Source organism: Phycicoccus sp. Soil748, assembly GCF_001428025.1.
Lineage (GTDB): Bacteria > Actinomycetota > Actinomycetes > Actinomycetales > Dermatophilaceae > Pedococcus.
In genome coordinates, this window is sequence record NZ_LMSC01000008.1 from 152067 (window position 1) to 174695 (window position 22629).

A 22629-nucleotide genomic window follows, 5' to 3' on the forward strand; every position below is an offset into this window, starting at 1 on the left:
ATACACTCAACTTTGGAGCGGTTGCCTCCAGTGAGCTGACTGACCAGCAGCTGCACGACCCCGTTTGAACCACACAGGAGCACCCAGGCATGGATCTGAAGCCCACCGCCAAGGTCGGCGAGGCCCTCGCCCTCGCCCAGCGCGCCGCCCAGACGGCCGGCAACCCCGAGATCACCCCCGACCACCTCACGAGCGCCCTGATCCAGCTCGAGAACGCCCAGGCCGACGTGCTGCTCCAGGCTGCCGGCACGGGGGCGGCCCACGTGCTCGGCCAGGCCGACGCGCGGCTGCGCACCCTGCCGACGACCACGGGCGCCAACCAGCCGCCGACGTTCGGGCGCGAGGCGGTCGCCGTCCTGCAGCACGCCGACACCCTGATGCGCGCACGGGGCGACGCCTACCTCGCGGTCGACCTGCTCCTGCTCGCGCTGGCCGAGACCGGCCACCTCGCGGCGGTGAAGCAGCGCGGCGCCAAGGACATGGAGGCCAAGATCGACGCCCTGCGGGCCGGTCGCAAGGTGAGCAGCGAGACGCCGGCCGAGGCCGGTGAGGCGCTGGAGAAGTACGGCTCGGACCTCACCCAGATGGCCCGCGACGGCAAGCTCGACCCGGTCATCGGCCGCGACACCGAGATCCGCCGCGTCGTCCAGGTGCTCGCGCGCCGCACCAAGAACAACCCCGTCCTGATCGGCGAGCCGGGTGTCGGCAAGACCGCCGTGGTCGAGGGGCTCGCCCAGCGGATCGTGGACGGCGACGTGCCCGAGTCCCTGCGCGAGAAGCGGCTCATCAGCCTCGACCTCGGGGCGATGGTGGCCGGCGCGAAGTACCGCGGCGAGTTCGAGGAGCGGCTCAAGGCCGTGCTCGAGGAGATCAGGGCCAGCAACGGGCAGATCGTCACGTTCATCGACGAGCTGCACACCGTCGTCGGGGCGGGGGCGACCGGCGAGGGCGCCATGGACGCCGGCAACATGCTCAAGCCGCTGCTGGCCCGGGGCGAGCTGCGCCTGGTCGGCGCGACGACGCTCGACGAGTACCGCCAGCACATCGAGAAGGACCCCGCCCTCGAGCGCCGGTTCCAGCAGGTCTTCGTCGGCGAGCCGTCGGTCGAGGACACCATCGCCATCCTGCGCGGCCTCAAGGAGCGCTACGAGGCGCACCACAAGGTCGAGATCGAGGACGCCGCGCTCGTCGCCGCGGCCAGCCTGTCCGACCGCTACATCAGCGGGCGCCAGCTGCCCGACAAGGCCATCGACCTGGTCGACGAGGCTGCCTCCCGGCTGCGCATGGAGATCGACTCCTCGCCGGTCGAGATCGACCAGCTCCGGCGTGCGGTCGACCGGTTGCGCATGGAGGAGCTGCACCTCGCCCGCGAGACCGACGAGGCCTCGGTCGAGCGCCTCGAGCGGCTGCGCAAGGACCTCGCCGACAAGTCCGAGGAGCTCGCCGCCCTCAACGCCCGCTGGGAGTCCGAGAAGTCCGGCCTCAACCGCGTCGGCGACCTCAAGTCGCAGATCGACGAGGCGCGCAGCCAGGCCGACCGGCTCCAGCGCGAGGGCGACTACGAGAAGGCGTCGCGGATCCTCTACGGCGAGATCCCGGCCCTGGAGACGTCGCTGCGCAGCGCGCAGGAGGCCGAGGGCAGCCAGGCCGAGGACCTCATGGTCAAGGAGCGCGTGGGCGCTGACGACATCGCCGAGGTCATCTCCGCGTGGACCGGCATCCCCGCCGGCCGCCTGCTGCAGGGCGAGACCGCGAAGCTGCTGTCGATGGAGTCGATCATCGGCGCGCGCCTCATCGGCCAGTCCACGGCGGTGGCGGCCGTGAGCGACGCGGTACGGCGCTCGCGGGCCGGCCTCGCCGACCCCAACCGGCCGACCGGGTCGTTCCTCTTCCTCGGACCGACCGGTGTCGGCAAGACCGAGCTCGCGAAGAGCCTCGCCGACTTCCTGTTCGACGACGAGCGCGCCATGGTGCGCATCGACATGAGCGAGTACTCCGAGCGGCACTCGGTCGCGCGCCTCATCGGGGCGCCCCCCGGGTACGTCGGGTACGAGGAGGGCGGCCAGCTCACCGAGGCGGTGCGCCGGCGCCCCTACTCGGTCGTGCTCCTCGACGAGGTGGAGAAGGCTCACCCGGAGACGTTCGACATCCTGCTGCAGGTCCTCGACGACGGCCGGCTCACCGACGGGCAGGGCCGCACGGTCGACTTCCGCAACGTCATCCTCGTCATGACCAGCAACCTCGGCAGCCAGTTCCTCATCGACCCGCTGATGGACGAGCAGGCCAAGCGCGACGCCGTCATGGGGGTGGTGCGGGCGAGCTTCAAGCCGGAGTTCCTCAACCGGCTCGACGAGGTCGTCATCTTCGACCCGCTGTCCTCCGACGAGCTCAGCCACATCGTCGAGCTGCAGGTGCGCGAGCTGGCCACCCGCCTGGTCGACCGCCGCATCACCCTCGAGGTCACCGACGCGGCGAGGGAGTGGCTTGCCATCACCGGCTACGACCCGGCCTACGGCGCGCGCCCGCTGCGGCGACTGGTGCAGAAGGAGATCGGCGACCGGCTGGCCAAGGCCGTGCTGTCCGGGCAGGTCCGTGACGGCGAGAGCGTGGTGGTCGACCGCGACGACGACGCCGACCACCTCGTGGTGCGCGCCGCCGCCTGATCGCGCAGACTTCCGGCATGAGCGAGGACGTGGACGGGCAGGGTGGCTGGCGGGCCCGGCCGGGCGAGGAGGGCCTCGACCGGCGGCCGGAGGGTGTCGACGACGCCACCGTCGAGGCGGTCGGCAAGGTGAGCGAGGCGTTCGAGGCGATCGAGGAGGTGCGCGGCCGGCTCTACGGCCTGCACCGCCTCACCGGCACCGCCGACCTCGCCCTCGGCGACGCCTGCGACCTGCTGCGCAAGGCGGGTCACGCCGGCCTCGCCGAGCGCCTCGAGACCGAGCTCGTCGGCCGCAACGTCCTCGACGGCCGCTGGACGTTCCAGGTCGTCGAGGAGTTCGACGACGGCTACTACGCCGACTTCCAGCGGCTGGAGAAGCTCGTGCGCGACGAGCTGATGGAGGGGCGTCGGCACGTCTTCGAGGCCGAGATGAAGGCCGGGCGCCGCACCCCCGGGCGGCCCGGTCACGAGGCGACGCCCGACTGACGCAAGCCGGATCGCCGCGACGCAGAGGTGAGGGGTAGGGCGCGGGGTGACCCCGCGCCATACCCCTCCGCTCGTGCGGCTGGACCCCGGTGGTCAGCGGATCGGGCGCACCACGTAGGGCATGACACCGGACTCGCTGCGGGAGAAGGCGCGGACGCGGATGTCGGGGCCGCTCACGCGGTTGGCCTCCGCGATCTTGCCGTCACCGATGTAGAGGGCGACGTGGTGGATGCCGGACGCGGTCCTGCTCGAGCGGGACCAGAAGACCATGTCTCCGGCCTTGATCTGGGAGATCGGGACGCGGGGCCCGTCGGCGTACTGGCTGCGCGAGGTGCTCGACAGGCGCAGACCGGCGCCCTTGTGGAAGACGTACTCCATGAGGCCGGAGCAGTCGAAGCCCACGGTGTTGCGGTCGTCGATCCCGCTGGGGCNGGTCGGGCCGAAGGCGTTGCCGCCACCCCATGAGTACGGGTACCTGCCGAGCATCCCCTTGGCGGCGGCGATCGTGGCGGTGACCTTGGCCGACTGGGTGTGCGTCGGCGGCGGAGGCGTGGTGCCCTTGCAGAGCGGGGCGACCAGGCCGTCGGAGCCGGTCTTGACGAAGGCGTCGCTGACGTAGCCGCCGCTCTTGAGCTTGTCCCAGACCGTCGAGCTGCCATAGGTGCCCGACACCTGCTGGCCGTAGGTCGGGCAGGTGATGGTGACGCGCGCCCCGTCGGCGCGGGTGCCGACGACGGTGGAGCTCGTCGTCGGGGCCGAGCGGACCTTGAGCGCGGCGCCGCTCGTGTTGACGCGGCCCGTCGCGGTGTCCGCCGCGTTCGCCGCGACGGTCGAGACCAGTGGGACGGCGACCAGGACGACGGACGCGGCGGCGGTCGCCAGCCGGCGGCGGTGGGTGCTGAGCAGCTGCATGGGAGTTCCCCCTCGTGACGGCCGGCACGGTGCCGGTGTGCGGGGAACGCTAGGAGCCGCAAGGCGAACCGACCATGGGGAGCAGTCCCCTGCGCGGCCTGCGCGTCCGGACCTGTGGTGGGTGCCGGGCGGTTACGGTGGGCCTGTGCGCGCCACCCTCCGCCCAGCCGTTGCAGCTGTCGCCGCCGTCCTGTCGTTGCTGGCGGTGGCCGGCTGCTCGAGTGGTGGCGACGGCGGTGCGGTGGAGCAGTCCCCGGCCCAGCAGCTCGCGGCGGCCCGCGCGAAGCTGGAGAAGAGCCCTGCGGTGGACTTCACCCTCGAGTCGACGGGGCTGCCCGGCAAGGCCGTCGGCGTCTCGGCCGCCAAGGGCACCGGCGTCTTCACCCCGCCGTCCTTCCAGGGCACCCTCAACGCCTCGATCCGCGGCATCACCGGCACAGTGCAGGTCGTGGCCGTGGAGCAGGACGTCTACATGAAGTTCTTCACGCCGTCGTTCGTCAAGATCGACCCGGCCAAGTACGGCGCCCCCAACCCGGCCCAGCTGTTCAACACCTCGACCGGCATCACCAGCCTCATCACGAGGACGCAGGACCTCGCCAAGGCCTCCACCGTCCGTGACGGGGCAGACGTCCTCAACACCTTCACGGGCAAGCTCCCCGGCGGCGCGGTGGCCGACCTGCTCGTCACCGGTGACCGCAACGGCACCTTCGACGTGACCTACGGCGTGACCCGCTCCGACAAGGAGCTGCGCACCGTCGTCATCAAGGGCCCGTTCTACGCCGGCGCCACCTCGACCTACACCCTGCACCTCACGAGCCTGGCCAAGGCCGTTGCGATCACCCGCCCCTAGGGCGCTGCTCGCGACGGCCTCCGTGGCCGTGGCGCTCGCGGCGGCCGACACGTATGTCGTCGTGCTGGCGCTCACCGACATGATGACCGGCGTCGGCCTGGGCATCGACGCGCTGCAGAAGGCGACCCCGATCATCTCGGGCTTCCTGCTCGGCTACATCGCCGTGCTGCCGCTGATCGGACGACTCGCGGACCTCGTTGCGCGGCAACGGATCCTGGTGGCCTGCCTGGCGATCTTCGTCGTCGGGTCGGCGGTGACCGCCCTCGCCGTCGAGCTGCCGGTGCTCGTCTCGGGGCGAGTGCTGCAGGGGATCGGCGGCGGTGGTCTCGTGCCGGCGACCCTGGCCCTCGTGGCCGACCTCTGGCCCGTCGGGAGGCGCGGCGTGCCACTGGGCGTCGTGGGGGCGGTGCAGGAGCTCGGCAGCGTGCTCGGGCCCGTGCTCGGCGCCGTCGTGCTGGCGGTCTCGGGCTGGCGGACGATCTTCTGGCTCAACGCGATCGCCGGTGTCGTGCTGACCGGCGCGGTGCTGCTCGCCGGTGGTCAGCGGCCGGGGCGGCCCCGCGCCGTGCCGCTCGTCGTCGGTGTCCTGGCCCTCGTCGTCACGGGCCTCGCCCTCGCGGCGCCGCAGCGGTTGGTCACGGACGTGACCCTCGGGGTGCCGTTCGTGCCGTTCGGCGGGTCGACCTCGCGGCTGGCCACCCCGGTCGGCGTCGCGGCGCTCGTCCTGGTGCTCGCGTGGCTGGGGGTCAGCGCCCGCGGCTGGTGGGCCGTGCTCGGGCGCGCCGACCTGCCCGGCGCGCTGCTCCTGGCCGTTGCGCTCGGCAGCGTCGTGCTGACCTTCGCCGCCAGCGACCCGGAGCGGGAGGTCGTCGGGCCGCTGGGGCTCGCGCTCCTGCCGTTGGGGGCGTTGGCCTTCGGCGCCTACCTGTGGCGGCACCGCCGGGTCGAGACGCCGCTCGTGGCGCGTGGGGTCGTCCGCGGCCGCGCGCGGTACGCCCTGCTGGTGAGTGCCTGCGCCGGGGTCGCGCTCGTGGCCGTGGTGGTCGACGTGCCGGTGCTGGCCCGGCTCACGCTGACCAGCTCCCAGACCGAGGCCGCGCTGGTGCTCGTCCGGTTCCTGGTCGCCGTGCCGGTGGGTGCGCTGCTCGGTGGATGGTCGCTGCGTCGGCTCGGCGACGGCGTCGTCAGCGGCGTGGGCCTGGCCCTGGCGGCGGTCGGCCTGTTCGTGATGAGCCGCTGGGGCGACGGCGCCCTGGACCACCTCTCCGCGACGGTCGTCCTGGCGCTGGTCGGCCTCGGCATCGGGCTGGCCCTCGCCCCCGTCAACAACGCCGCGCTGGCCGCCGCCCCCCACGAGGCTCACGGTGTCGCCTCCGCGCTGGTCGTCGTCGCACGGATGGTCGGCATGGTGGTCGGGCTCGCGCTCCTGACCGCCATCGGCCTGCACCGCTACTACGCCACGGTCGCGGCCCTGCCCGACCAGTCCGACACCAATGCGCTGGTCGCTGCCGGTGTCGTGCAGGTGCAGACCGTCTTCGCCGGGGCCGCCGTCGCGGCACTTCTCGGCGCCATCGCCTCGACCGGACTCGGCCTCGGTCGATCCCGGCGCTGAGGTCAGTCGGCGATCTCGACGACGACGGGGGCGTGGTCGGAGGCGCCCTTGCCCTTGCGCTCCTCGCGGTCGATCGCCGCGCCGAGCACCCGGTCGGCGAACGCGGGGGAGCCGAGGATGAAGTCGATCCGCATGCCGCGGCGCTTCTGGAAGCTCAGGCGCGTGTAGTCCCAGTAGGTGAAGGTGCCGGGCTCGGACGTGTGGGGCCGCACGACGTCGACGAACCCGGTGTCCAGCACCGCCTGGAAGGCCGCCCGCTCGGGCGGCGACACGTGGCTCTTGTCGAGGTAGTACTCCATCGACCAGACGTCCTCGTCCTGAGGCGCGATGTTCCAGTCGCCCATGATGGCGGCGGTCTCGCCGGCCTCGACCGAGTGCTGGGCCTGCGCACGCAGGGCGGCGAGCCACTGCAGCTTGTAGGCCATGTGGGGGTCCTCGAGAGCCCGGCCGTTCGGCACGTAGACGGAGGTGACCTTGATGCCGCCGCAGGTCGCGGTCAGCGCGCGGGCCTCCACCACGGGCGGCTCGCCCCACGAGGGTGCGTCCGCGAAGGAGGGCACCACGTCGGCAAGCCCCACACGCGAGACGATGGCCACGCCGTTCCAGTGGTTGAGCCCGTGGTGGGCCACCTCGTAGCCGAGCGCAGCGAGCCGGTCGAACGGGAACTGGGCGTCCGTGGCCTTGGTCTCCTGGATCGCCAGGACGTCGACGTCCGTGCGCTGGAGCCACGCCTCGACGCGGTCGATCCGGGACCTGATGGAGTTGACGTTCCACGTCGCGATGCGCACGGGGCAACCCTAAGGGGACGCACCTACAGTGGGCCCATGAGCACTGCCCTCGTCACCGGCGCGACCGCCGGCATCGGCCTCTCGTTCGCCCACCAGCTCGCCGAGCGGGGCCACGACGTGGTGCTCGTCGCCCGCGACCGCGCCCGGCTCGAGAACGTCTCGGACGAGCTCCAGGCCAAGTACGGCGTGGCCACGGAGATCCTCGTGGCCGACCTGTCCGACCGGGCCGACACCGGCAAGGTCGCCGAGCGCCTCGCCGACGCCGCCCGGCCGGTCGACCTGCTCGTCAACAACGCCGGGTCCTCCCTGCGCAAGCGGTTCCTCGACAACGAGGTCAGCCAGGAGGAGGCCGTCTTCGACGTGCTCTGCCGGGCCGTCCTGGTCCTCTCGCACGCGGGGGCGCGGGCCATGCGCGAACGCGGGCACGGCGCCATCGTCAACGTCTCCTCGGTGGCCGGCTTCATCACCTCGGGCAGCTACTCGGCGGAGAAGTCCTTCGTCACCGTGTTCACCGAGTCGCTCGCCGGCGAGCTGGCCGGGACCGGGGTCACCGCCACGGCGCTCTGCCCCGGTTTCACCCACACCGAGTTCCACCAGCGTGCCGGGGTCACCATGTCGGGGGTGCCGGGGTTCATGTGGCTCGACGCCCGTCGTCTCGTGCACGACTGCCTCGAGGACGTCGCCAAGGGCAAGGTCGTGTCCGTGCCCGGGGCGCAGTACAAGGCCGTCGTCGCCGGGCTGCGCTTCCTCCCTCGCGCACTGGTCCGCTCGCGCGCCCGTACGGTGCACCGTCCGAAGCAGCGTCGCGACGCTCGGTAGGCTGCTGAGCCGTGACCGACACCTCCGCCGCCCGCGCCCGCCTGCTCGAGATCATCAAGGACAAGGCCATCGTCCACGGCCGCGTCACCCTCTCCTCGGGCAAGGAGGCGGACTACTACGTCGACCTGCGCCGGATCACCCTCGACGGTGAGGCGGCCCCGCTGGTCGGCCTGGTCATGCGCGACCTCGTCTCCGACCTGGCGTACGACGCGGTGGGCGGCCTGACCCTGGGTGCCGACCCGGTCGCCACGTCGATCCTGCACGCCAGCGCCGCCGCGGGGGAGCGCAAGGACGCGTTCGTGGTCCGCAAGGCCGGCAAGGCGCACGGCCTGCAGCAGCGCATCGAAGGGCCCTCGATCCAGGGTCGCCGTGTCGTCATCGTCGAGGACACCTCCACGACCGGCGCCTCGCCGCTCGAGGCCGCGAACGCCGCACGCGAGGCCGGCGCCGAGGTCGTCGCCGTGGCCACGATCGCCGACCGGGCCACCGGTGCCGCGGAGAAGTTCGCCGAGGCCGGGTTCGAGTACCGCTTCGTCTACGGGCTCGAGGAGCTCGGCCTCGCCTGAGCCGCACGGCATACTGCCCCCCGCTGCGCGCAGGGCCTAGGCTCAGGGCACTCAGGAAGACCTAGGGGAGTCCCATGATCATCTGGATCGTCATCGCCGTCGTCGTCGTGCTGCTGGTCCTCGCAGCCGTCGGCATCTACAACGGCCTCATCAAGCTGCGCAACCTCGTGCAGGAGGCCTGGCGCCAGATCGACGTCGAGCTCAAGCGCCGGCACGACCTCATTGGCAACCTCGTCGAGACGGTCAAGGGCTACGCGGCCCACGAGCGGGGCACCCTCGAGGACGTCATGAAGGCCCGGTCGGCCGCCATGGCCGGTGGCCAGAGCCCCGCCCAGCAGGCGCAGAGCGAGGGCCTGCTCAGCCAGGCGCTCGGGCGCCTCATCGCCGTGGCCGAGGCCTACCCCGACCTCAAGGCCAACCAGAACTTCCTGGCCCTGCAGCAGGAGCTCACCGCGACCGAGGACCGCATCGCCTCCGCGCGGCGCTACTACAACGCCAACGTGCGCGAGCTCAACACCAAGGTCGAGACGGTCCCGAGCAACATCGTGGCGAACATGTTCGGCATCCACCGCGAGGAGTACTTCGAGGTGCAGGGCGAGGAGCGCGACGCGGTGAAGGTCGACTTCGGCCAGCGCGAGGCGACCATCCCGCCCCCGAGCGGGTATGCCGCCGGGTCCGGTCCCGCGGCGACCCCGCCTCCCGCCGAGCAGCCCCCGGCGTCGCCGCCCACCCAGCCCTGACGCGCCGTCCACCGGTCGGTGGACGACGGTTCAACCGGAAAGTGCTCCCGCGCGGGACTGCTGCCGCGGCAGGCTGGTCCCATGGACGCACCCATCACCGTGACCGGCCTGCGCAAGACCTACGGGTCCCGCGAGGCGGTCGACGGCATCGACCTGCAGATCGAGGCGGGCGAGGTCTTCGCCCTGCTCGGCCCGAACGGCGCCGGCAAGACCACCACCGTCGAGGTCCTCGAGGGCTTCCGGCGCCGCGACGGCGGGGACGTGAAGGTCCTCGGCAGCGACCCGGAGGACGCGGACCTCGCGTGGCGCAACCGCATCGGGATCGTGCTGCAGACCTCCACCGGCCTCGACCTGCTCACCCCGCGGGAGGCCGTCGCCAGCACCGCCAAGGTCTACCGCAACCCCCGCGACGTCGACGAGGTCATCGCCGCGGTCGGCCTGCAGGACAAGGCGGACGACCGCATCGGCAAGCTCAGCGGGGGCCAGCGACGACGCCTCGACGTGGGTCTCGGGATCGTGGGGTCGCCGGAGCTGCTGTTCCTCGACGAGCCGACGACCGGGTTCGACCCGCAGGCGCGTCGCGACTTCTGGGACCTCATCCGCTCCCTCACCGACGGCGGCACGACGATCCTGCTGACCACCCACTACCTCGACGAGGCCGAGCACCTCGCCGACCGGGTCGGGGTCATCGCCGCGGGCCGGATGCTCGCCCTCGACACCCCGGCCAACCTCGGTGGCCGCGCCTCCTCGGAGGCCACGGTCTCGTGGGAGGAGGGCGGCGCCCGGCGCACCGAGCGGACCAGCGTGCCCACGCAGTACGTCGCGGAGCTGTCCGCCCGTCTGGGAGGTGAGGTGCCGCGGCTCACGGTCACGCGACCCTCGCTCGAGGACACCTACCTGTCGCTGATCGCCCCGCACCTCCACGAGGTCGCGCCGGCCGATGCGATGGCGGTGTCGGCGTGAACGCCGCAGCGATCGGCTGGGACCGCACGGTCCTGGAGCTGAAGATGTACTTCCGCGAGAAGGAGGCGGTGTTCTTCTCGTTCGCCTTCCCGATCCTCATGCTGTCGATGTTCGCGGTGATCTTCGGTGACTCGTTCTCCGAGGGCGACGCGGCCGACGCCGGCGTCAATGCCGCCCGGTTCTTCCTGCCCGGCATGGTCGCGGCCGGCGTGATGCTCACGAGTTTCCAGTCGATGGCGCTCAGCGTCGCGGTGGAGCGCGACGACGGCACGCTCAAGCGGCTGCGCTCGACGCCGATGCCCCCCGTGGCCTACTTCCTCGGCAAGGTCGGGCTGGTCGCCAGCACCTCCCTGGCGCAGTTCGTGCTGCTCATCGCCATCGCGCGGCTCGGGTTCGGCGTGCAGCTGCCCACCGACGCGGTGCACTGGTTCACGTTCGCGTGGGTCTTCCTGCTCGGCGTCGCCTGCGGCACCGTGCTCGGGATCGCCTATTCCTCGGTGGCGACGTCCTCCCGGTCGGTGGGGGCCGTGGTCATCGCCCCGACGCTGGTCCTGCAGTTCATCTCCGGCGTCTACTTCGCCTTCACGGACCTGCCCGACTGGCTCAAGCAGGTGGCGTCGCTGTTCCCGCTGAAGTGGATCGCCCAGGGCATGCGCTCGGTGTTCTTCCCCCAGGACTGGCAGGGCCAGGAGATGGCCGGGGTCTGGGAGCACGGCCGGACCGCGCTCGTCCTGGGCGCGTGGCTCGCCGCGGGGCTCGTCATCTGCGCGCGGACGTTCCGCTGGACCAAGCGCGGCACGACATGATGGGCCGATGAGCGCCGACCAGCCCGTGGACTGCCGGCCGGTGCCGGGCACCTCCACGGGTGAGCTCGACGAGATGTGGCGTCGCCAGCTCGTCTGGTGGCACGTCTTCTTCGGCGTCCTGGTCGCCACGACGGCCGGCGTCCTGGTCGCCGAGGAGCCCGACCACCTCGGGTGGTCCCTGCTCGGGGTGGGCGTCATCGCCGCCGCGTACCTCGTCTGGGGCCGTCGCGGCATCGGTGACGAGGAACGGACCGCCGGCGTCCGCTACGTCGCCGTCGCCTGGGTCGCCCTCGTGGCGCTCATGGCGGTGGACGGGACGGGTACGGCGTGGGTCCTCACCTTCGGGCTCTTCCCCCAGACCTGGGCGATGCTGCGGCGCAACCACGCCGCTGCGGTGGTGGTCGCCGCGGTCCTGGCCATCGGCGCCGTACGCCTCTGGCAGGCCCCCCGCACCGGCGACGACGTCCTCGGCATCGCCATCAGCACGGTCATCACGCTGACCCTCTCCCTGGTCATGGGGCTGTTCATCCACAAGCTCATCCGCGAGGCCGACTCCCGGGCGTTCACCATCGACGAGCTCCGTCGCACGCAGGCGCAGCTGGCAGCCGCCGAGCGTGCCCAGGGGGTCGCGAGCGAGCGCGAACGCATGTCCCGCGAGATCCACGACACGCTGGCCCAGGGGTTCACCTCGGTGGTCACCCTGGCCCGGGCCACCGAGGCGGCGCTCGACCGGGGCGACCTCGAGGTGGTCCGCGAGCGCGTGCGCCTCATCGAGCAGACCGCCGCCGACAACCTCTCCGAGGCGCGGCTCATCGTGGCCGAGATGACGCCCGGCCACCTCCAGTCCCGCACGCTGTCCGAGGCGCTCGGCCGGCTGGTCGACGCCGTCGCCGCCGAGTCGGGCATGCAGGGCACCCTGGTCGTGCAGGGTGAGCCGACGGTGCTCCCCGCCAACTCCGAGGTCGTCCTGCTCCGCACCGCCCAGGAGGGGCTGGCCAACGTCCGCAGGCACGCGCAGGCGCGGACCTTCGAGGTCCGCCTCACGTATGCCGCCGACGCGCCGGTCTCGCTCGAGGTCGCCGACGACGGCGTGGGCTTCGCCCCCGACGACCCGGATCGCGGCTACGGCCTCGACGGTGCCACCGCGCGGGCCGGCGAGGTGGGCGGGCGCTTCGAGGTCAGCAGCGCCCCCGGCGCGGGGACACGGCTGCGCATGGAGGTGCCCCGATGACGTTGCGGCTGCTGGTCGTCGACGACCACCCGGTCGTGCGGATGGGGCTCGCGGCGATGCTCTCGGAGCACCCCGACTTCGAGGTCGTCGGGGAGGCCGCCGACGGTGCGGAGGCGGTCCTGCTCGTCGAGCGGCTGTCGCCCGACGTCGTCCTCATGGACCTGCGGATGCCGGTGCTCGACGGCGCCGCCGCGACGGCCCGGCTGCGGGCACGACCCGACGCCCCGGCCGTCCTCGTCCTCACCACCTACGACACCGACGCCGACATCGTCCGGGCCGTCGAGGCGGGGGCCAACGGCTACCTGCTCAAGGACTCGCCTCGCGAGGTGCTGGCCGACGCCATCCGGCGAGCCGCCCGCGGCGAGACCGTCCTCGCCCCGCCGGTCATGGCGACCCTGGCCAGCCGGCTCCGCGCGCCCGCCGGACCCTCGCTCACCGAACGGGAGACCGAGGTCCTGCGCTGCGTCGCCCGTGGGCTGTCCAACGCCGCGGTCGGGCGCGAGCTGCACATCGGCGAGGCCACGGTGAAGACGCACCTGCTGCGGGCGTTCGAGAAGCTCGACGTCACCGACCGCACCGCCGCGGTCACCGCAGCCCTGCGGGCCGGCCTGATCGAGCTGTAGGGATCAGGCGCGCTCGTCGGTGAGGTCGTCGTACGCCTCGCCGGCCTCGTCCACGATCTTCTCGGAGGGGGTGTGGCCGCGACGGGCCCGGACGACCTCGACCACCATGGGGACCACCGAGACCGCCACGATGGCCAGGATCGCGAGCTCGAGGTGGTCCTTCAGCGCGGGGAACGAGTTGCCGAGGAAGTAGCCGAGCAGGGTGACGACCCACACCCACAGGACCGCGCCCACGCCGCTCCACACGAAGAAGTGGCGGCGGTCCATGCGGCTGACGCCGGCGACGACGGTGATGAACGTGCGCACGATCGGCACGAAGCGGCCGATGACCAGCGCCTTGGCGCCGTGCTTCTCGAAGAAGGCGTGGCTGTCGTCGAAGTACTTCTTCTTGAGCAGCCGGCCGTCGCGCTCGTACAGGGGACGTCCCACGGCGCGCCCGATCTCGTAGCCGACGACGTTGCCGGCGAACGCGGCCGCGCTCAGGACGAGCAGGGCCACGACGAGGTTCATGCTGAAGTCGCCGGTGCTGATGAACAGCCCGATCGCGAACAGCAGCGAGTCGCCGGGCAGGATCGGGAAGAGCAGCCCGCACTCGACGAAGACGATCGCGACGCTCACCCAGAAGAACTGGGAGCCGAAGTGGTCGAGGAGCCACTGGGGGTCCATCCAGTTGGTGCTGAGTGAGTGCATGGGTCAAGGGTACGGGTCGCAGCCGGGTGCTCCCTGTGCGTCACCTGAGCGCGGGCTCGCCGGGGGCCTACCGGGCTGGCCAGCTGCGCTGGACACGCCCCCAGTCTCCGACCTGCGCGAACGGGTCGGGCAGGGCCCGGGTGCGACGCGGTGGGGGACCGGTCACCGGAGCGTGGTGGTCGAGGACGGTGGTGAGCACCCCCTCGCCCCGCGTCAGGTGCGGCAGCCGCTGGGCGAGGCCGTGGACCTCGTCGGCCGGCACGTCGCCGCTCAGCACGGCGGCAGCGGTCGCGGAGGTGCCGGGCACCCGGGTGTCGTGGGGTACGGCGCGGTGGTGGGGCAGCTCGGCGAGCACCGTCCCGACCAGGTCCTGCGGCACCTCGAGCTCGAACCGGTGCACGGGCGCGCAGACGACCGTCCCGGCCCGGGCGAGGGCCTCGGCGAGCACGAGCCGGGCCAGGCTGCGGAAGTCCGCCGCGGTGCTCGACATCTTCTTGTCGAACCCGGCGTGCATCGCGCTCTGCCTCGGGTAGTAGCCCGAGTGGGTCACCACCACGCGGCAGTCCGGCACCGACCAGCCGTGCACGGCCTCGGTGAGGGTGCCGTCGACGCCCTCGCGGACGGCGGCGAAGAACGCCGGTGGCATCGAGCCGAGCTCGACCTCCAGCGCGAGGTCGACGCCGCTGCCGACCGGCGCCGGCTCGACCCGCAGCCCCACCGTGGCGAGGAACGGGTTGGGGCTGACGTCGATCAGCTGGTGCGCCGATCCGGCCGCCCGGACGCGCTCGACGCAGATCGGGGTCGTCGGCCGGAACGACGCCTTCACGCCGTGGTCCTCGGCGAGGAAGGTGGCGATCACCTCCTTCTGGACCTCGCCGTAGAGCGAGACCGCGACCTCGCCACGGCCGTCGTCGAGGCGCAGGGCGATGAGCGGGTCCTGCTCCGCGAGCTCGGTCAGGGCGGCGAACAGCCGTCCTCGTTGGCTGGGCTCGACCGGGTCCACGACCGTCTCGAGGCTGGGCCGGCCCAGCTCGACCTGCCGCGCCCGGAGCCCACCGGTGCCGAAGGTGTCGCCCACCCGGGCCGTCACCGGACCGCGGAGCACGGCGATCCGCCCCCGGTCGACCTGCTCGACCCTGCGCAGCCCGTCGGGGCCGAAGACCTCCAGACCCGTCACGCGTTCGGGTACGCGTCCGCCCACCTCGAGCCGGTCGCGGACCCGCAGCGTGCCGCCCGTCACCCGCACGTAGGTCAGCCGGCTCCCCGCGGCGGACCGGTCGAGCTTGAAGACGGTCCCGGCGGCGGGCTCGTGGTCGTGGTCGTGGTCGTGGTCCTGGTCCTGGAGGTGGTGGTGGTCCTCGCCCGGCGGCGTCGTGCAGGCGGCGTCCTCGGCGACGAGGTCCGTGAGGGCGTCGAGCAGGGCCGGCACCCCGGCTCCCGTGATCGCCGACCCGAAGACCACCGGCTGCACCCGAGCCGCCCGCGTCCGCTCGCGCAGGTCGGCGCGTTCGCCGTCCGTCGGCACGAATGGCAGGTATGCCGCCTGCGGGGTCCCGGGCGCGTCCACCGTTCCCAGGGGCACCGCGTCGGGCGTGAGGCGCTCGCCCACCTGCGCGAGGACCCGGTCGGGATCGGCGCCGGTGCGGTCGAGCTTGTTCACGAACAGCACGGTCGGCAGCCCGAGCCGCTGCAGGGCGCGGGCGAGCACCAGGGTCTGCGCCTGCACCCCCTCGACCGAGGACACGACGAGGACAGCGGCGTCGAGGACGGCCAGCGAGCGCTCGACCTCGGCGACGAAGTCCGAGTGCCCGGGGGTGTCGACGAGGTTGACGAGGGTGTCGTGCCAGGCGAACGAGGCGACCGCGGAGCGGATCGTGATGCCGCGGCGTCGCTCGAGGTCGAGCGAGTCGGTCCGGGTGTCACCGGCGTCGACGCTGCCGGGGTGGTCGAGGACTCCCGCCTCGTGCAGGATCCGTTCGGTCAGGCTGGTCTTGCCGGCGTCAACATGCGCGACGACCCCGACGGTCAACGTGCGCAACTGCCTTCACATCCATTCGGTAGGTGGGTACCTGGCGGGACGTGTCGGCAGCTCGCATCGGTTTCTCCGGTCTGTGGGTCGTTCGGGTGGGTGGGTCGTGCTCCTCCATGGCAGCAGCCGCACCCCCGGCCGGGCAACGGCTTTTCCGTCGCGCAGCCATCGCGCGCCTAGGGTGGCCCCCGTGAGCGACGACGACCTGGCGGGCGCTGGCCCTGGCCGCGCCGGCCGTGATGACGAGGTCGGCGTCGGGCCGTGGGTCGGTGAGTGGCCGGCGGGGGACCAGTGGGACGCCGAGCTGCTGCGCGACGGCGACCGCCGCAACGTCGTCGACGCCTACCGCTACTGGCGGCACGACGCGATCGTCGCCGACCTCGACACCCGCCGCCACGACTTCCACGTCGCCGTCGAGAACTGGGGCCACGACTTCAACATCGGCTCCGTCATCAGGACCGCGAACGCCTTCAACGCCAAGGCTTTCCACATCGTCGGCAAGCGGCGCTGGAACCGGCGTGGGGCGATGGTGACCGACCGCTACCAGCACGAGCACCACCACCCCACGGTGGACGACCTCCTGGCGTGGGCCGAGACCGCCGGACGCGCCGAGGACGGGACGGCACGCGCCATACCCGTCGTCGGCATCGACAACCTCCCCGGTTCGGTGCCGCTGGAGACCTACGACCTGCCGCGGGAGTGCGTCCTGCTCTTCGGGCAGGAGGGCCCCGGGCTGTCGCTGGAGGCGCGCCGGGCCTGCGCTGCGGTCCTGCACATCGAGCAGTTCGGCTCCACGCGCTCGATCAACGCCGGGGCTGCCGCGGCGGTCGCCATGCACGCCTGGGTCAGGCGCCACCGGTTCGGGCAGCTGCCGACAGCAGCCCGCGGCGGGTGAGGCCCAGGACCATCAGGGCGGCGGCGCCGAGCAACAGCTCGCGCCAGTGCCAGGCCGCCCAGCCCGTGTGGGTGCCCAGCAGGCTGCTGTGTGCCGGTCCCGCAAGGGCGTCGTCGGCGAGGTCGAGCCACCCCAGGCGCAGCGCCGGGTCGGCGACGAGCGCCGGCGCGCCGGTCGTGCGTGGAGCCACGGCGGTGACCACCTCGCCGGGAGGCGTGCCGTACCACGTGGCCCCACGCCACTCGAGGTGCTTGGCGCCGGCATGGGAGGCCGTCGTCGGGGGCAGGAACGGTGACGCGACCTCGGAGGTGTCCACCTCACGACCGCTGGCCACGTCGAAGACCAGCACGGTCGACCCCGAACCCGAACCCGACCCGGAACCAGGTCCCGAGTCGTGCTGGTCGCCGCCGAGGCCGATGGCGAGGGACCTGCGGTCGGGCGAGAGGGAAGGGCTCCACTGGCTGTAGGCGAAGCCGGACACGGGCGTGGCGGGCCGCAGCACCGGCAGCCTGCGGACCGAGCCGTCCAGGCCCAGGGCCACCGGGGTGAGGGTGGTCGTGAGGTCGGTGTCAGGACCGGAGTCGCGCCCCGCGACGGCGAGCACGGTGTGGTCGTCGAGCCAGCCGGCGAGGCTGTACCCAGAGTCGGCCGCCAAGGGGCGGACCGACCCGTCGGTGCCGAGCACGAGGATCGCGACGGAGCCGTCGTTGCCGGTCGTGGCACCGGCCAGGGCGACCCGCGTGCCGTCGGGCGAGACGTAGCCGGGGGTCTGGGCGCCCACGCCGTACGGGTAGGTGGGTTCGTGCTGCGCGTCGGGGTACGCCGTGGTGCCCACCTCCGGGAAGGTCGTGGTCCGTCCGGTCACGACGTCGTGGATCCGGTAGCGGCCGTCGCCGGAGTCGACGTAGCCGAGGACGCGTCCGTCGGCTGACAACGCGGGGACCACACCGTCCATGAAGCCGCCACGGACGGGCAGGCGACGCAGGCCGCCGTCCTGGGTGACGCCGTACCACCCGCTGTTGCGGCCCATCCCCTCGGACAGGGCGACCGCGGCGAGCGGCTCGCCCCGCCGAGGGAGGTCGCTGACGGACCACGGCCTCGCGATGCGCACGGGGTGGCCCAGGGTCACGGACCCCGACGGGGCGGCCGGTAGGGCGTCCCGGTCCCACGACCCCGGCAGCACGGCGACCACGACCGCGACCACAGCCGCCGCGGCGAGTGCGACACGGGTGCTGCGCACCCGACGACGCCGGCGTCGGCCGCGGGACCACGCGGTGGCGGCGAGGTCGGGCACCGTCCGTGCGTGACCGGGGCCGTCGAGGTCGTCGGCAAGGTCTGCGAGGGCGTCGGACAGCACGGGGCCCATCACGTCACCACCAGTCGGTCGGTGAGCTCGACGAGCTCGGGTGCGGTGACCCGGAGGCGCTTGAGCGCATCGCGGGTCGTGGTCTTCACGGTGCTCACCGAGCAACCCAGCACGGCCGCGGCCTGGGCCTCGGTGCGGTCCTCGTAGAAGCGGAGCACGAGCACCGCGCGCTGCTTGGGGGTGAGGCGGCCCAGTGCGGCCTGCAGGAGCAGCCGTCGCTCGGACTCGGCGGACAGGTCGGCGCCGTCGGTGGGCTCGAGGGCCGGCTCGCCGACCACCCGTGGCCGGCGCAGTCGCATCCGCCACGTGTCGACGGCGCGGTGGTAGAGGACGGTGCGGGCGTAGGCCTCCGGGTTGCCCTCCTCCTCGACGGCCTCCCAGTGCTGGGCCACCTTGGCCAGGGTGTCCTGGAGGAGGTCCTCGGCCAGGTGACGGTCGCCGGAGAGCAGGTACGCGGTGCGCAGCAGGGTGCCCGAGCGCGACTGCACGAAGCGCTCGAACCCGGCCATCCCCTCCTGTCCCACACCCCCCATGACGTCGAACTGTGCCCTCACGGGTGGGTCCAAGGGCCACGTTCCCGGATTCTTTTCCGGCAGGCTGTCGATCAGGACGGCGCCCGTGCGTCATCAGGGTGCACGCACCCACCGATGAGAGGACCAGCCATGACCCAGTACCTCGTGCTCCTGCCGAGCCCGGAGGCGCGCTACGCCACCGCGAGCGACCAGGAGAAGCAGGAGCTGCACACCGCCCACACCGAGTTCGTCGAGCTGCTCGGGACCCGTGGCCACAAGATGGTCGGCGGAGCCCAGCTGACGCCCTCGACCCACGCGCGGGTCGCCCGCGGCAGCGCGCTCGACGACGTCACCGTGACCGACGGCCCCTTCGCCGAGAGCGCCGAGCAGGTCGCCGGCTACTACCTGGTCGAGTCCGACGACGTCGACGACCTGGCGCAGGTCTGCGGCCGCCTGCTGTCGACGCCGTTCCACCCGGCGGTCGAGATCCGTCCGACCGTGGCGATGTGAGGGGAGCGCGATGACCGAGTACGTCGTGCTGATCATGGGGGATGCCGACCGCTGGTGGACCACCATGAGCGTCGAGCAGCGCACGGCCGGGTACGCCGAGTACACCCGGTTCGGTGAGGAGCTCGGCCGCCGGGGGCACAAGATCACCGGCGGCGCCGAGCTCCACGCCTCGGGCGAGGCCCGCAGCATCCCCGCCGGTGGTGGCACCCCGACCGACGGTCCGTTCGCCGAGGTCACCGAGCAGGTCGGCGGCTTCTACCAGGTGGAGACCGACGACCTCGACGACCTGGTGGACTGCTGCCAGATCATCGCCGCCCTCGGCGACGGCATCGAGGTACGGCGCGTGGTCAAGCCGGAGGACCGTCCCTCGTGAGGTACGTCGTCCTCATCGCCTCTGAGCCGGGTGAGTGGGAGGCGGCCGACGAGGAGGCCCGCCAGGAGCTCTTCGACGCCCACCACGCCTTCGAGAGGTTCGTCGACGAGCACGGAAGCAGGCGGGAGAGCGCCGCCCTCGCCGACGCCGAGACCGCGACGACCATCCGCCACCGTGCAGGCGGCCCGGTCGTCACCGACGGCCCCTTCGTCGAGCTGACCGAGCAGGTCGGCGGCTACTACGACGTCGAGCTCCCCGACCTCGACACCGCCATCGCCGCGGCCAAGCTCCTGCCGAGGTCCTACACGGTCGAGGTCCGACCGACGGTGCAGGTCGAGGGGTACGAGGGCCGGTGACCGCCGGCGCCGACGAGCACGACCCGAGCAAGCCGAGCGGCCCGGGCGGCCGGGACGTCTCGGACGGCCCGGACGCCGCGCTCGCCCGGGTCGTGCGCGAGGAGTGGGGCCGGTTGGTGTCCCTCCTCCTCGCCCGGTTCCGCCGGCTCGACCTCGTGGAGGACGCGCTGGCCGACGCGGTCGAGGCCGCCGCCCGGCGCTGGGCGCGCGACGGGGTGCCCGACAACCCGGCCGGGTGGCTCCACACGACCGCACGGCGCCGGATCCTCGACCGGCTCCGCGGTGAGGCGATGGCCCGGCGCAAGGTGCCGCTGCTCGTCGTGGCGGCCGAGGAGGAGGGGAGTGGCGCCGTGCGGGCCGACCCGGGTGACCTCGTCGAGGACGACCTCCTGCGCCTGGTCCTCATGTGCAGCCACCCCGCGCTCGACCCGGCGGCCGCGAGCGCCCTCACCCTGCGCCTCGTCCTGGGTGTCACCACGGCCGACGTGGCGCGCCTGTTCCTCGTGCCGGAGCCGACCATGGCTGCCCGTCTCACCCGGGCGAAGAAGAAGATCGTCACGGCGGGCATCCCCTTCGCCGTCCCCGCGGCCACCGAGCTGCCCGAGCGGCTCGACGTCCTGGCCCAGACGGCCTACCTCGCCTTCACCGCCGGGTACGCCCCCGGCAGCGGCCCCGACGCCCTCCGCGCCGAGCTGGCCGGTGAGGCGGTGCGCCTGGTCCGGGTGGTCCTCGGCCTGCGTCCCGGCGAGCCGGTCCTCACGGCGTTGCTCGCCCTGATGCTGCTGCAGCACTCACGCCGCGACGCCCGCGTCGACGCGCACGGAGCGATCGTGCTGCTGCCCGACCAGGACCGCAGCCGCTGGCACCGCGACGAGGTCGACGAGGCGCTGGCGCTGCTCGCCTCTCCTGCCCTCACCGGACGGGTCACCGTCCAGGCGGCCGGGTATGCCGTGCAGGCCCGGATCGCGGCCGAGCACGCCACCGCCCCCGACGCCGCCTCGACGCGCTGGGACCGCGTCGTCGCCCACTACGACACGTTGCTCAGGCTCGCCCCGACCCCGAGCGCCCGGCTGGCGCGCGCCGTCGCGGTCGCGGAGGCCGACGGACCACGAGCCGGACTCGCCCTGCTCGACGACCTCGACGAGCAGCTGCCGCACAGCCACCGCCTGCCTGCGGTGCGGGCCGAGCTGCTCAGCCGCGCCGGAGACCACGACGGTGCCCGCGCCGCGTACGCCGTCGCGATAGCGCGCTGCGCCAACGACGCGGAGCGGGCCCTGCTGACGGGGCGCCGAGACGCGCTTGACGCCTGAGACGACGGGTGTCGTGGGCGGCTGCGGACGTGAAAGGATCGGCGCGACGACGAAGTCCCGCAGATGGCTCTAAGGAGACCCCATGCCCATCGCCACCCCTGAGGTGTACGCCGACATGCTCGACCGCGCGAAGGCAGGCTCCTTCGCCTACCCCGCGATCAACGTGTCGTCCTCGCAGACGCTCAACGCCGCGATCCGCGGGTTCGCCGAGGCGGGCAGCGACGGCATCGTGCAGGTGTCCACCGGCGGCGCGGAGTACCTCTCCGGTCCCACGGTCAAGGACATGGTGTCCGGTGCCCTGGCGCTCGCGGCCTACGCCCACGAGGTCGCCAGGAACTACGACGTCAACATCGCGCTGCACACCGACCACTGCCCCAAGGACAAGCTCGACGGGTTCGTCCGGCCGCTGCTGGCCGCCTCCACCGAGCGGGTCAAGGCCGGCGGGACCCCGTGGTTCCAGTCGCACATGTGGGACGGATCGGCCGTGCCGCTCGACGAGAACCTCACCATCGCCCGCGAGCTGCTCGACGCCTGCAAGGCCGCGAACGTCGTCCTCGAGATCGAGGTCGGCGTCGTCGGTGGCGAGGAGGACGGCGTCGCCAACGAGATCAACGACAAGCTCTACTCGACGCCCGAGGACGCGATCGCCACGGCGAGGGCCCTCGGTACCGGCGAGAACGGCTACTTCATGACGGCCCTGACCTTCGGCAACGTCCACGGCGTCTACAAGCCGGGCAACGTCAAGCTGCGGCCCGAGGTCCTCAAGGCCGCGCAGGACGCCGTGCACCGCGAGTTCGGCACGCCGGACGAGAAGCCGTTCCACCTCGTCTTCCACGGCGGCTCGGGCTCCACGGCCGAGGAGATCGCCGCGGCCGTCGACTACGGCGTCGTCAAGATGAACATCGACACCGACACCCAGTACGCCTTCACCCGCCCCGTGGCCGGCTACATGCTGACCAACTACGAGGGCGTGTTCAAGATCGACGGCGAGGTCGGCAACAAGAAGCAGTACGACCCGCGCGCCTGGGGCAAGGAGGCGGAGGCCGGCATGGCGGCCCGCGTCGTCGAGGCCTGCCAGCACCTGCGCTCGGCGGGCACCCACGCATGAGCGACAACCTGCTCGGCATCCCCGAGACCCGCCTGCCCGTCGACCCCGCGGCAGCCAAGCTGGAGGAGGGGGTGGCCGCCGACCAGGTGGCCGCGGCACACCCCACCTCCTCGCTGGCCTGGGCGACCCTCGCCGAGGACGCGCTCGCCGACGGCCGCACCGTCGAGGGCTACGCCTACGCCCGCACCGGCTACCACCGGGCGCTGGACTCGTTGCGCAAGAACGGGTGGCGCGGCCAGGGACCCGTCCCCTGGGAGCACGAGCCCAACCGAGGGTTCCTGCGCGCGCTTGCTGCCCTGGCCAAGGCGGCCGGCGCGATCGGCGAGACCGACGAGGAGCACCGCTGCACCGAGTTCCTGCGCGACTCCTCCACGACCGGGGCCCGCGAGCTCGGCCTCTAGCCGACGACGCCTCACCACCTG

At 72.7% G+C, this 22629-nt stretch carries 24 protein-coding genes and 1 pseudogene; 18 read left to right on the plus strand and 7 right to left on the minus strand.

The features are described from left to right. Window positions 1–89 precede the first annotated feature (89 nt). Both clpB and ASG70_RS13195 read left to right on the plus strand, forming a co-directional pair. Window positions 90–2663 carry an ATP-dependent chaperone ClpB gene (gene clpB / locus ASG70_RS13190; RefSeq protein WP_056884314.1) on the plus strand — a complete coding sequence of 858 codons (2574 nt, stop codon included), beginning with the start codon at window positions 90–92 and terminating at the stop codon, window positions 2661–2663. A gap of 17 nt (window positions 2664–2680) precedes the next feature. Further along, complete coding sequence (locus ASG70_RS13195; RefSeq protein ID WP_056884315.1) at window positions 2681–3148, plus strand: hypothetical protein; 468 nt, start codon at window positions 2681–2683, stop codon at window positions 3146–3148. A 93-nt stretch (window positions 3149–3241) separates the two neighbouring features. Here ASG70_RS13195 and ASG70_RS20425 read toward each other — a convergent pair. Beyond that, window positions 3242–3579 (minus strand): C40 family peptidase (locus tag ASG70_RS20425; RefSeq protein ID WP_369818912.1); only part of this gene is annotated, 338 nt, incomplete at its 5' end. Window position 3580: 1 nt separating this feature from the next. After that, window positions 3581–4060, minus strand: a pseudogene (locus ASG70_RS20430) (hypothetical protein); the annotation flags it as partial. A 145-nt stretch (window positions 4061–4205) separates the two neighbouring features. Between ASG70_RS20430 and ASG70_RS13205 the strand changes: the two are divergent. Together ASG70_RS13205 and ASG70_RS13210 are read left to right on the plus strand one after the other, a co-directional pair. After that, the gene (locus tag ASG70_RS13205) at window positions 4206–4910 is read left to right on the plus strand and encodes an LppX_LprAFG lipoprotein (protein WP_056884317.1); all 705 of its coding nucleotides are present in this window, start codon (window positions 4206–4208) and stop codon (window positions 4908–4910) included. Beyond that, window positions 4891–6522, plus strand: coding sequence for an MFS transporter (locus ASG70_RS13210; protein ID WP_056884318.1), 1632 nt, complete (start codon window positions 4891–4893; stop codon window positions 6520–6522). Before ASG70_RS13205 ends, ASG70_RS13210 begins: the two co-directional genes overlap by 20 nt. Window positions 6523–6524: 2 nt before the next feature. On the opposite strand, the gene ASG70_RS13215 is transcribed toward ASG70_RS13210, so the two are convergent. Next, a complete protein-coding gene (locus ASG70_RS13215; protein ID WP_056884319.1) occupies window positions 6525–7310 on the minus strand; it encodes an exodeoxyribonuclease III in 786 nt (261 codons plus the stop codon). Between the two features lie 36 nt (window positions 7311–7346). On the opposite strand from ASG70_RS13215, the gene ASG70_RS13220 reads away from it, so the two are divergent. The 7 genes from ASG70_RS13220 to ASG70_RS13250 all read left to right on the plus strand — a co-directional run bounded on the left by ASG70_RS13220 (window position 7347) and on the right by ASG70_RS13250 (window position 13058). After that, window positions 7347–8129: an SDR family oxidoreductase gene (locus ASG70_RS13220; protein ID WP_056884320.1), complete on the plus strand. Its 783-nt coding sequence runs from the start codon at window positions 7347–7349 to the stop codon at window positions 8127–8129. Between the two features lie 11 nt (window positions 8130–8140). Further along, complete coding sequence (gene pyrE / locus ASG70_RS13225) at window positions 8141–8695, plus strand: orotate phosphoribosyltransferase (protein WP_056884321.1); 555 nt, start codon at window positions 8141–8143, stop codon at window positions 8693–8695. A gap of 74 nt (window positions 8696–8769) precedes the next feature. Next, window positions 8770–9435 (plus strand): LemA family protein, encoded by a 666-nt coding sequence (locus ASG70_RS13230; RefSeq protein ID WP_056884322.1) that lies wholly within the window; start codon window positions 8770–8772, stop codon window positions 9433–9435. 81 nt (window positions 9436–9516) lie between these two features. Continuing rightward, complete coding sequence (locus ASG70_RS13235) at window positions 9517–10398, plus strand: ABC transporter ATP-binding protein (protein ID WP_056884323.1); 882 nt, start codon at window positions 9517–9519, stop codon at window positions 10396–10398. After that, entirely contained in the window at window positions 10395–11204 is an 810-nt protein-coding gene (locus ASG70_RS13240) for an ABC transporter permease (RefSeq protein WP_056884324.1), read from the plus strand. The genes ASG70_RS13235 and ASG70_RS13240 overlap by 4 nt, the downstream gene beginning before the upstream one ends. Before the next feature lie 7 nt (window positions 11205–11211). Next, window positions 11212–12435 (plus strand): sensor histidine kinase, encoded by a 1224-nt coding sequence (locus tag ASG70_RS13245; protein WP_056884325.1) that lies wholly within the window; start codon window positions 11212–11214, stop codon window positions 12433–12435. Next, the gene (locus tag ASG70_RS13250) at window positions 12432–13058 is read left to right on the plus strand and encodes a response regulator transcription factor (RefSeq protein ID WP_056884326.1); all 627 of its coding nucleotides are present in this window, start codon (window positions 12432–12434) and stop codon (window positions 13056–13058) included. Before ASG70_RS13245 ends, ASG70_RS13250 begins: the two co-directional genes overlap by 4 nt. Window positions 13059–13061: 3 nt before the next feature. On the opposite strand, the gene ASG70_RS13255 is transcribed toward ASG70_RS13250, so the two are convergent. Both ASG70_RS13255 and ASG70_RS13260 read right to left on the minus strand, forming a co-directional pair. Then, entirely contained in the window at window positions 13062–13748 is a 687-nt protein-coding gene (locus ASG70_RS13255) for a DedA family protein (protein ID WP_056884327.1), read from the minus strand. Between the two features lie 67 nt (window positions 13749–13815). Beyond that, window positions 13816–15786, minus strand: coding sequence for a translation factor GTPase family protein (locus ASG70_RS13260; RefSeq protein WP_056884328.1), 1971 nt, complete (start codon window positions 15784–15786; stop codon window positions 13816–13818). A gap of 181 nt (window positions 15787–15967) precedes the next feature. Between ASG70_RS13260 and ASG70_RS13265 the strand changes: the two genes are divergently transcribed. After that, window positions 15968–16672 carry a TrmH family RNA methyltransferase gene (locus ASG70_RS13265; RefSeq protein WP_056884329.1) on the plus strand — a complete coding sequence of 235 codons (705 nt, stop codon included), beginning with the start codon at window positions 15968–15970 and terminating at the stop codon, window positions 16670–16672. Here the strand turns inward: ASG70_RS13265 and ASG70_RS13270 are convergent. Then, the gene (locus tag ASG70_RS13270; RefSeq protein ID WP_156399994.1) at window positions 16623–18029 is read right to left on the minus strand and encodes a hypothetical protein; all 1407 of its coding nucleotides are present in this window, start codon (window positions 18027–18029) and stop codon (window positions 16623–16625) included. The two genes, ASG70_RS13265 and ASG70_RS13270, sit on opposite strands and share 50 nt — an antisense overlap. Window positions 18030–18037: 8 nt before the next feature. Beyond that, window positions 18038–18592 carry a SigE family RNA polymerase sigma factor gene (locus ASG70_RS13275; protein WP_200949279.1) on the minus strand — a complete coding sequence of 185 codons (555 nt, stop codon included), beginning with the start codon at window positions 18590–18592 and terminating at the stop codon, window positions 18038–18040. Window positions 18593–18700: 108 nt separating this feature from the next. Here ASG70_RS13275 and ASG70_RS13280 point away from each other — a divergent pair, with 108 nt between their 5' ends. The 6 genes from ASG70_RS13280 (at window position 18701) to ASG70_RS13305 (ending at window position 22608) form a co-directional block, all read left to right on the plus strand. After that, window positions 18701–19060 (plus strand): YciI family protein, encoded by a 360-nt coding sequence (locus tag ASG70_RS13280; RefSeq protein WP_056884332.1) that lies wholly within the window; start codon window positions 18701–18703, stop codon window positions 19058–19060. 10 nt (window positions 19061–19070) lie between these two features. Further along, complete coding sequence (locus ASG70_RS13285) at window positions 19071–19433, plus strand: YciI family protein (protein ID WP_056884333.1); 363 nt, start codon at window positions 19071–19073, stop codon at window positions 19431–19433. Next, window positions 19430–19789: a YciI family protein gene (locus ASG70_RS13290; RefSeq protein WP_056884334.1), complete on the plus strand. Its 360-nt coding sequence runs from the start codon at window positions 19430–19432 to the stop codon at window positions 19787–19789. The genes ASG70_RS13285 and ASG70_RS13290 overlap by 4 nt, the downstream gene beginning before the upstream one ends. After that, complete coding sequence (locus ASG70_RS13295) at window positions 19786–21099, plus strand: RNA polymerase sigma factor (protein ID WP_082590756.1); 1314 nt, start codon at window positions 19786–19788, stop codon at window positions 21097–21099. Before ASG70_RS13290 ends, ASG70_RS13295 begins: the two co-directional genes overlap by 4 nt. A gap of 82 nt (window positions 21100–21181) precedes the next feature. After that, window positions 21182–22207: a class II fructose-bisphosphate aldolase gene (gene fbaA / locus ASG70_RS13300; RefSeq protein ID WP_056884335.1), complete on the plus strand. Its 1026-nt coding sequence runs from the start codon at window positions 21182–21184 to the stop codon at window positions 22205–22207. Beyond that, window positions 22204–22608, plus strand: coding sequence for a DUF3151 domain-containing protein (locus ASG70_RS13305; protein ID WP_056884336.1), 405 nt, complete (start codon window positions 22204–22206; stop codon window positions 22606–22608). Before fbaA ends, ASG70_RS13305 begins: the two co-directional genes overlap by 4 nt. The last annotated feature ends 21 nt before the right edge of the window (window positions 22609–22629 follow it).

What these genes read in the sequence shown, in the direction of transcription:
- clpB (WP_056884314.1), top strand. Translation starts at nt 90, where the DNA reads ATGGATCTGAAGCCCACCGCCAAGGTCGGCGAGGCCCTCGCCCTCGCC.
- ASG70_RS13195 (WP_056884315.1), top strand. Translation starts at nt 2,681, where the DNA reads ATGAGCGAGGACGTGGACGGGCAGGGTGGCTGGCGGGCCCGGCCGGGC.
- ASG70_RS13220 (WP_056884320.1), top strand. Translation starts at nt 7,347, where the DNA reads ATGAGCACTGCCCTCGTCACCGGCGCGACCGCCGGCATCGGCCTCTCG.
- ASG70_RS13230 (WP_056884322.1), top strand. Translation starts at nt 8,770, where the DNA reads ATGATCATCTGGATCGTCATCGCCGTCGTCGTCGTGCTGCTGGTCCTC.
- ASG70_RS13235 (WP_056884323.1), top strand. Translation starts at nt 9,517, where the DNA reads ATGGACGCACCCATCACCGTGACCGGCCTGCGCAAGACCTACGGGTCC.
- ASG70_RS13245 (WP_056884325.1), top strand. Translation starts at nt 11,212, where the DNA reads ATGAGCGCCGACCAGCCCGTGGACTGCCGGCCGGTGCCGGGCACCTCC.
- ASG70_RS13250 (WP_056884326.1), top strand. Translation starts at nt 12,432, where the DNA reads ATGACGTTGCGGCTGCTGGTCGTCGACGACCACCCGGTCGTGCGGATG.
- ASG70_RS13255 (WP_056884327.1), bottom strand. Translation starts at nt 13,748, where the DNA reads ATGCACTCACTCAGCACCAACTGGATGGACCCCCAGTGGCTCCTCGAC.
- ASG70_RS13280 (WP_056884332.1), top strand. Translation starts at nt 18,701, where the DNA reads ATGACCCAGTACCTCGTGCTCCTGCCGAGCCCGGAGGCGCGCTACGCC.
- ASG70_RS13285 (WP_056884333.1), top strand. Translation starts at nt 19,071, where the DNA reads ATGACCGAGTACGTCGTGCTGATCATGGGGGATGCCGACCGCTGGTGG.
- fbaA (WP_056884335.1), top strand. Translation starts at nt 21,182, where the DNA reads ATGCCCATCGCCACCCCTGAGGTGTACGCCGACATGCTCGACCGCGCG.
- ASG70_RS13305 (WP_056884336.1), top strand. Translation starts at nt 22,204, where the DNA reads ATGAGCGACAACCTGCTCGGCATCCCCGAGACCCGCCTGCCCGTCGAC.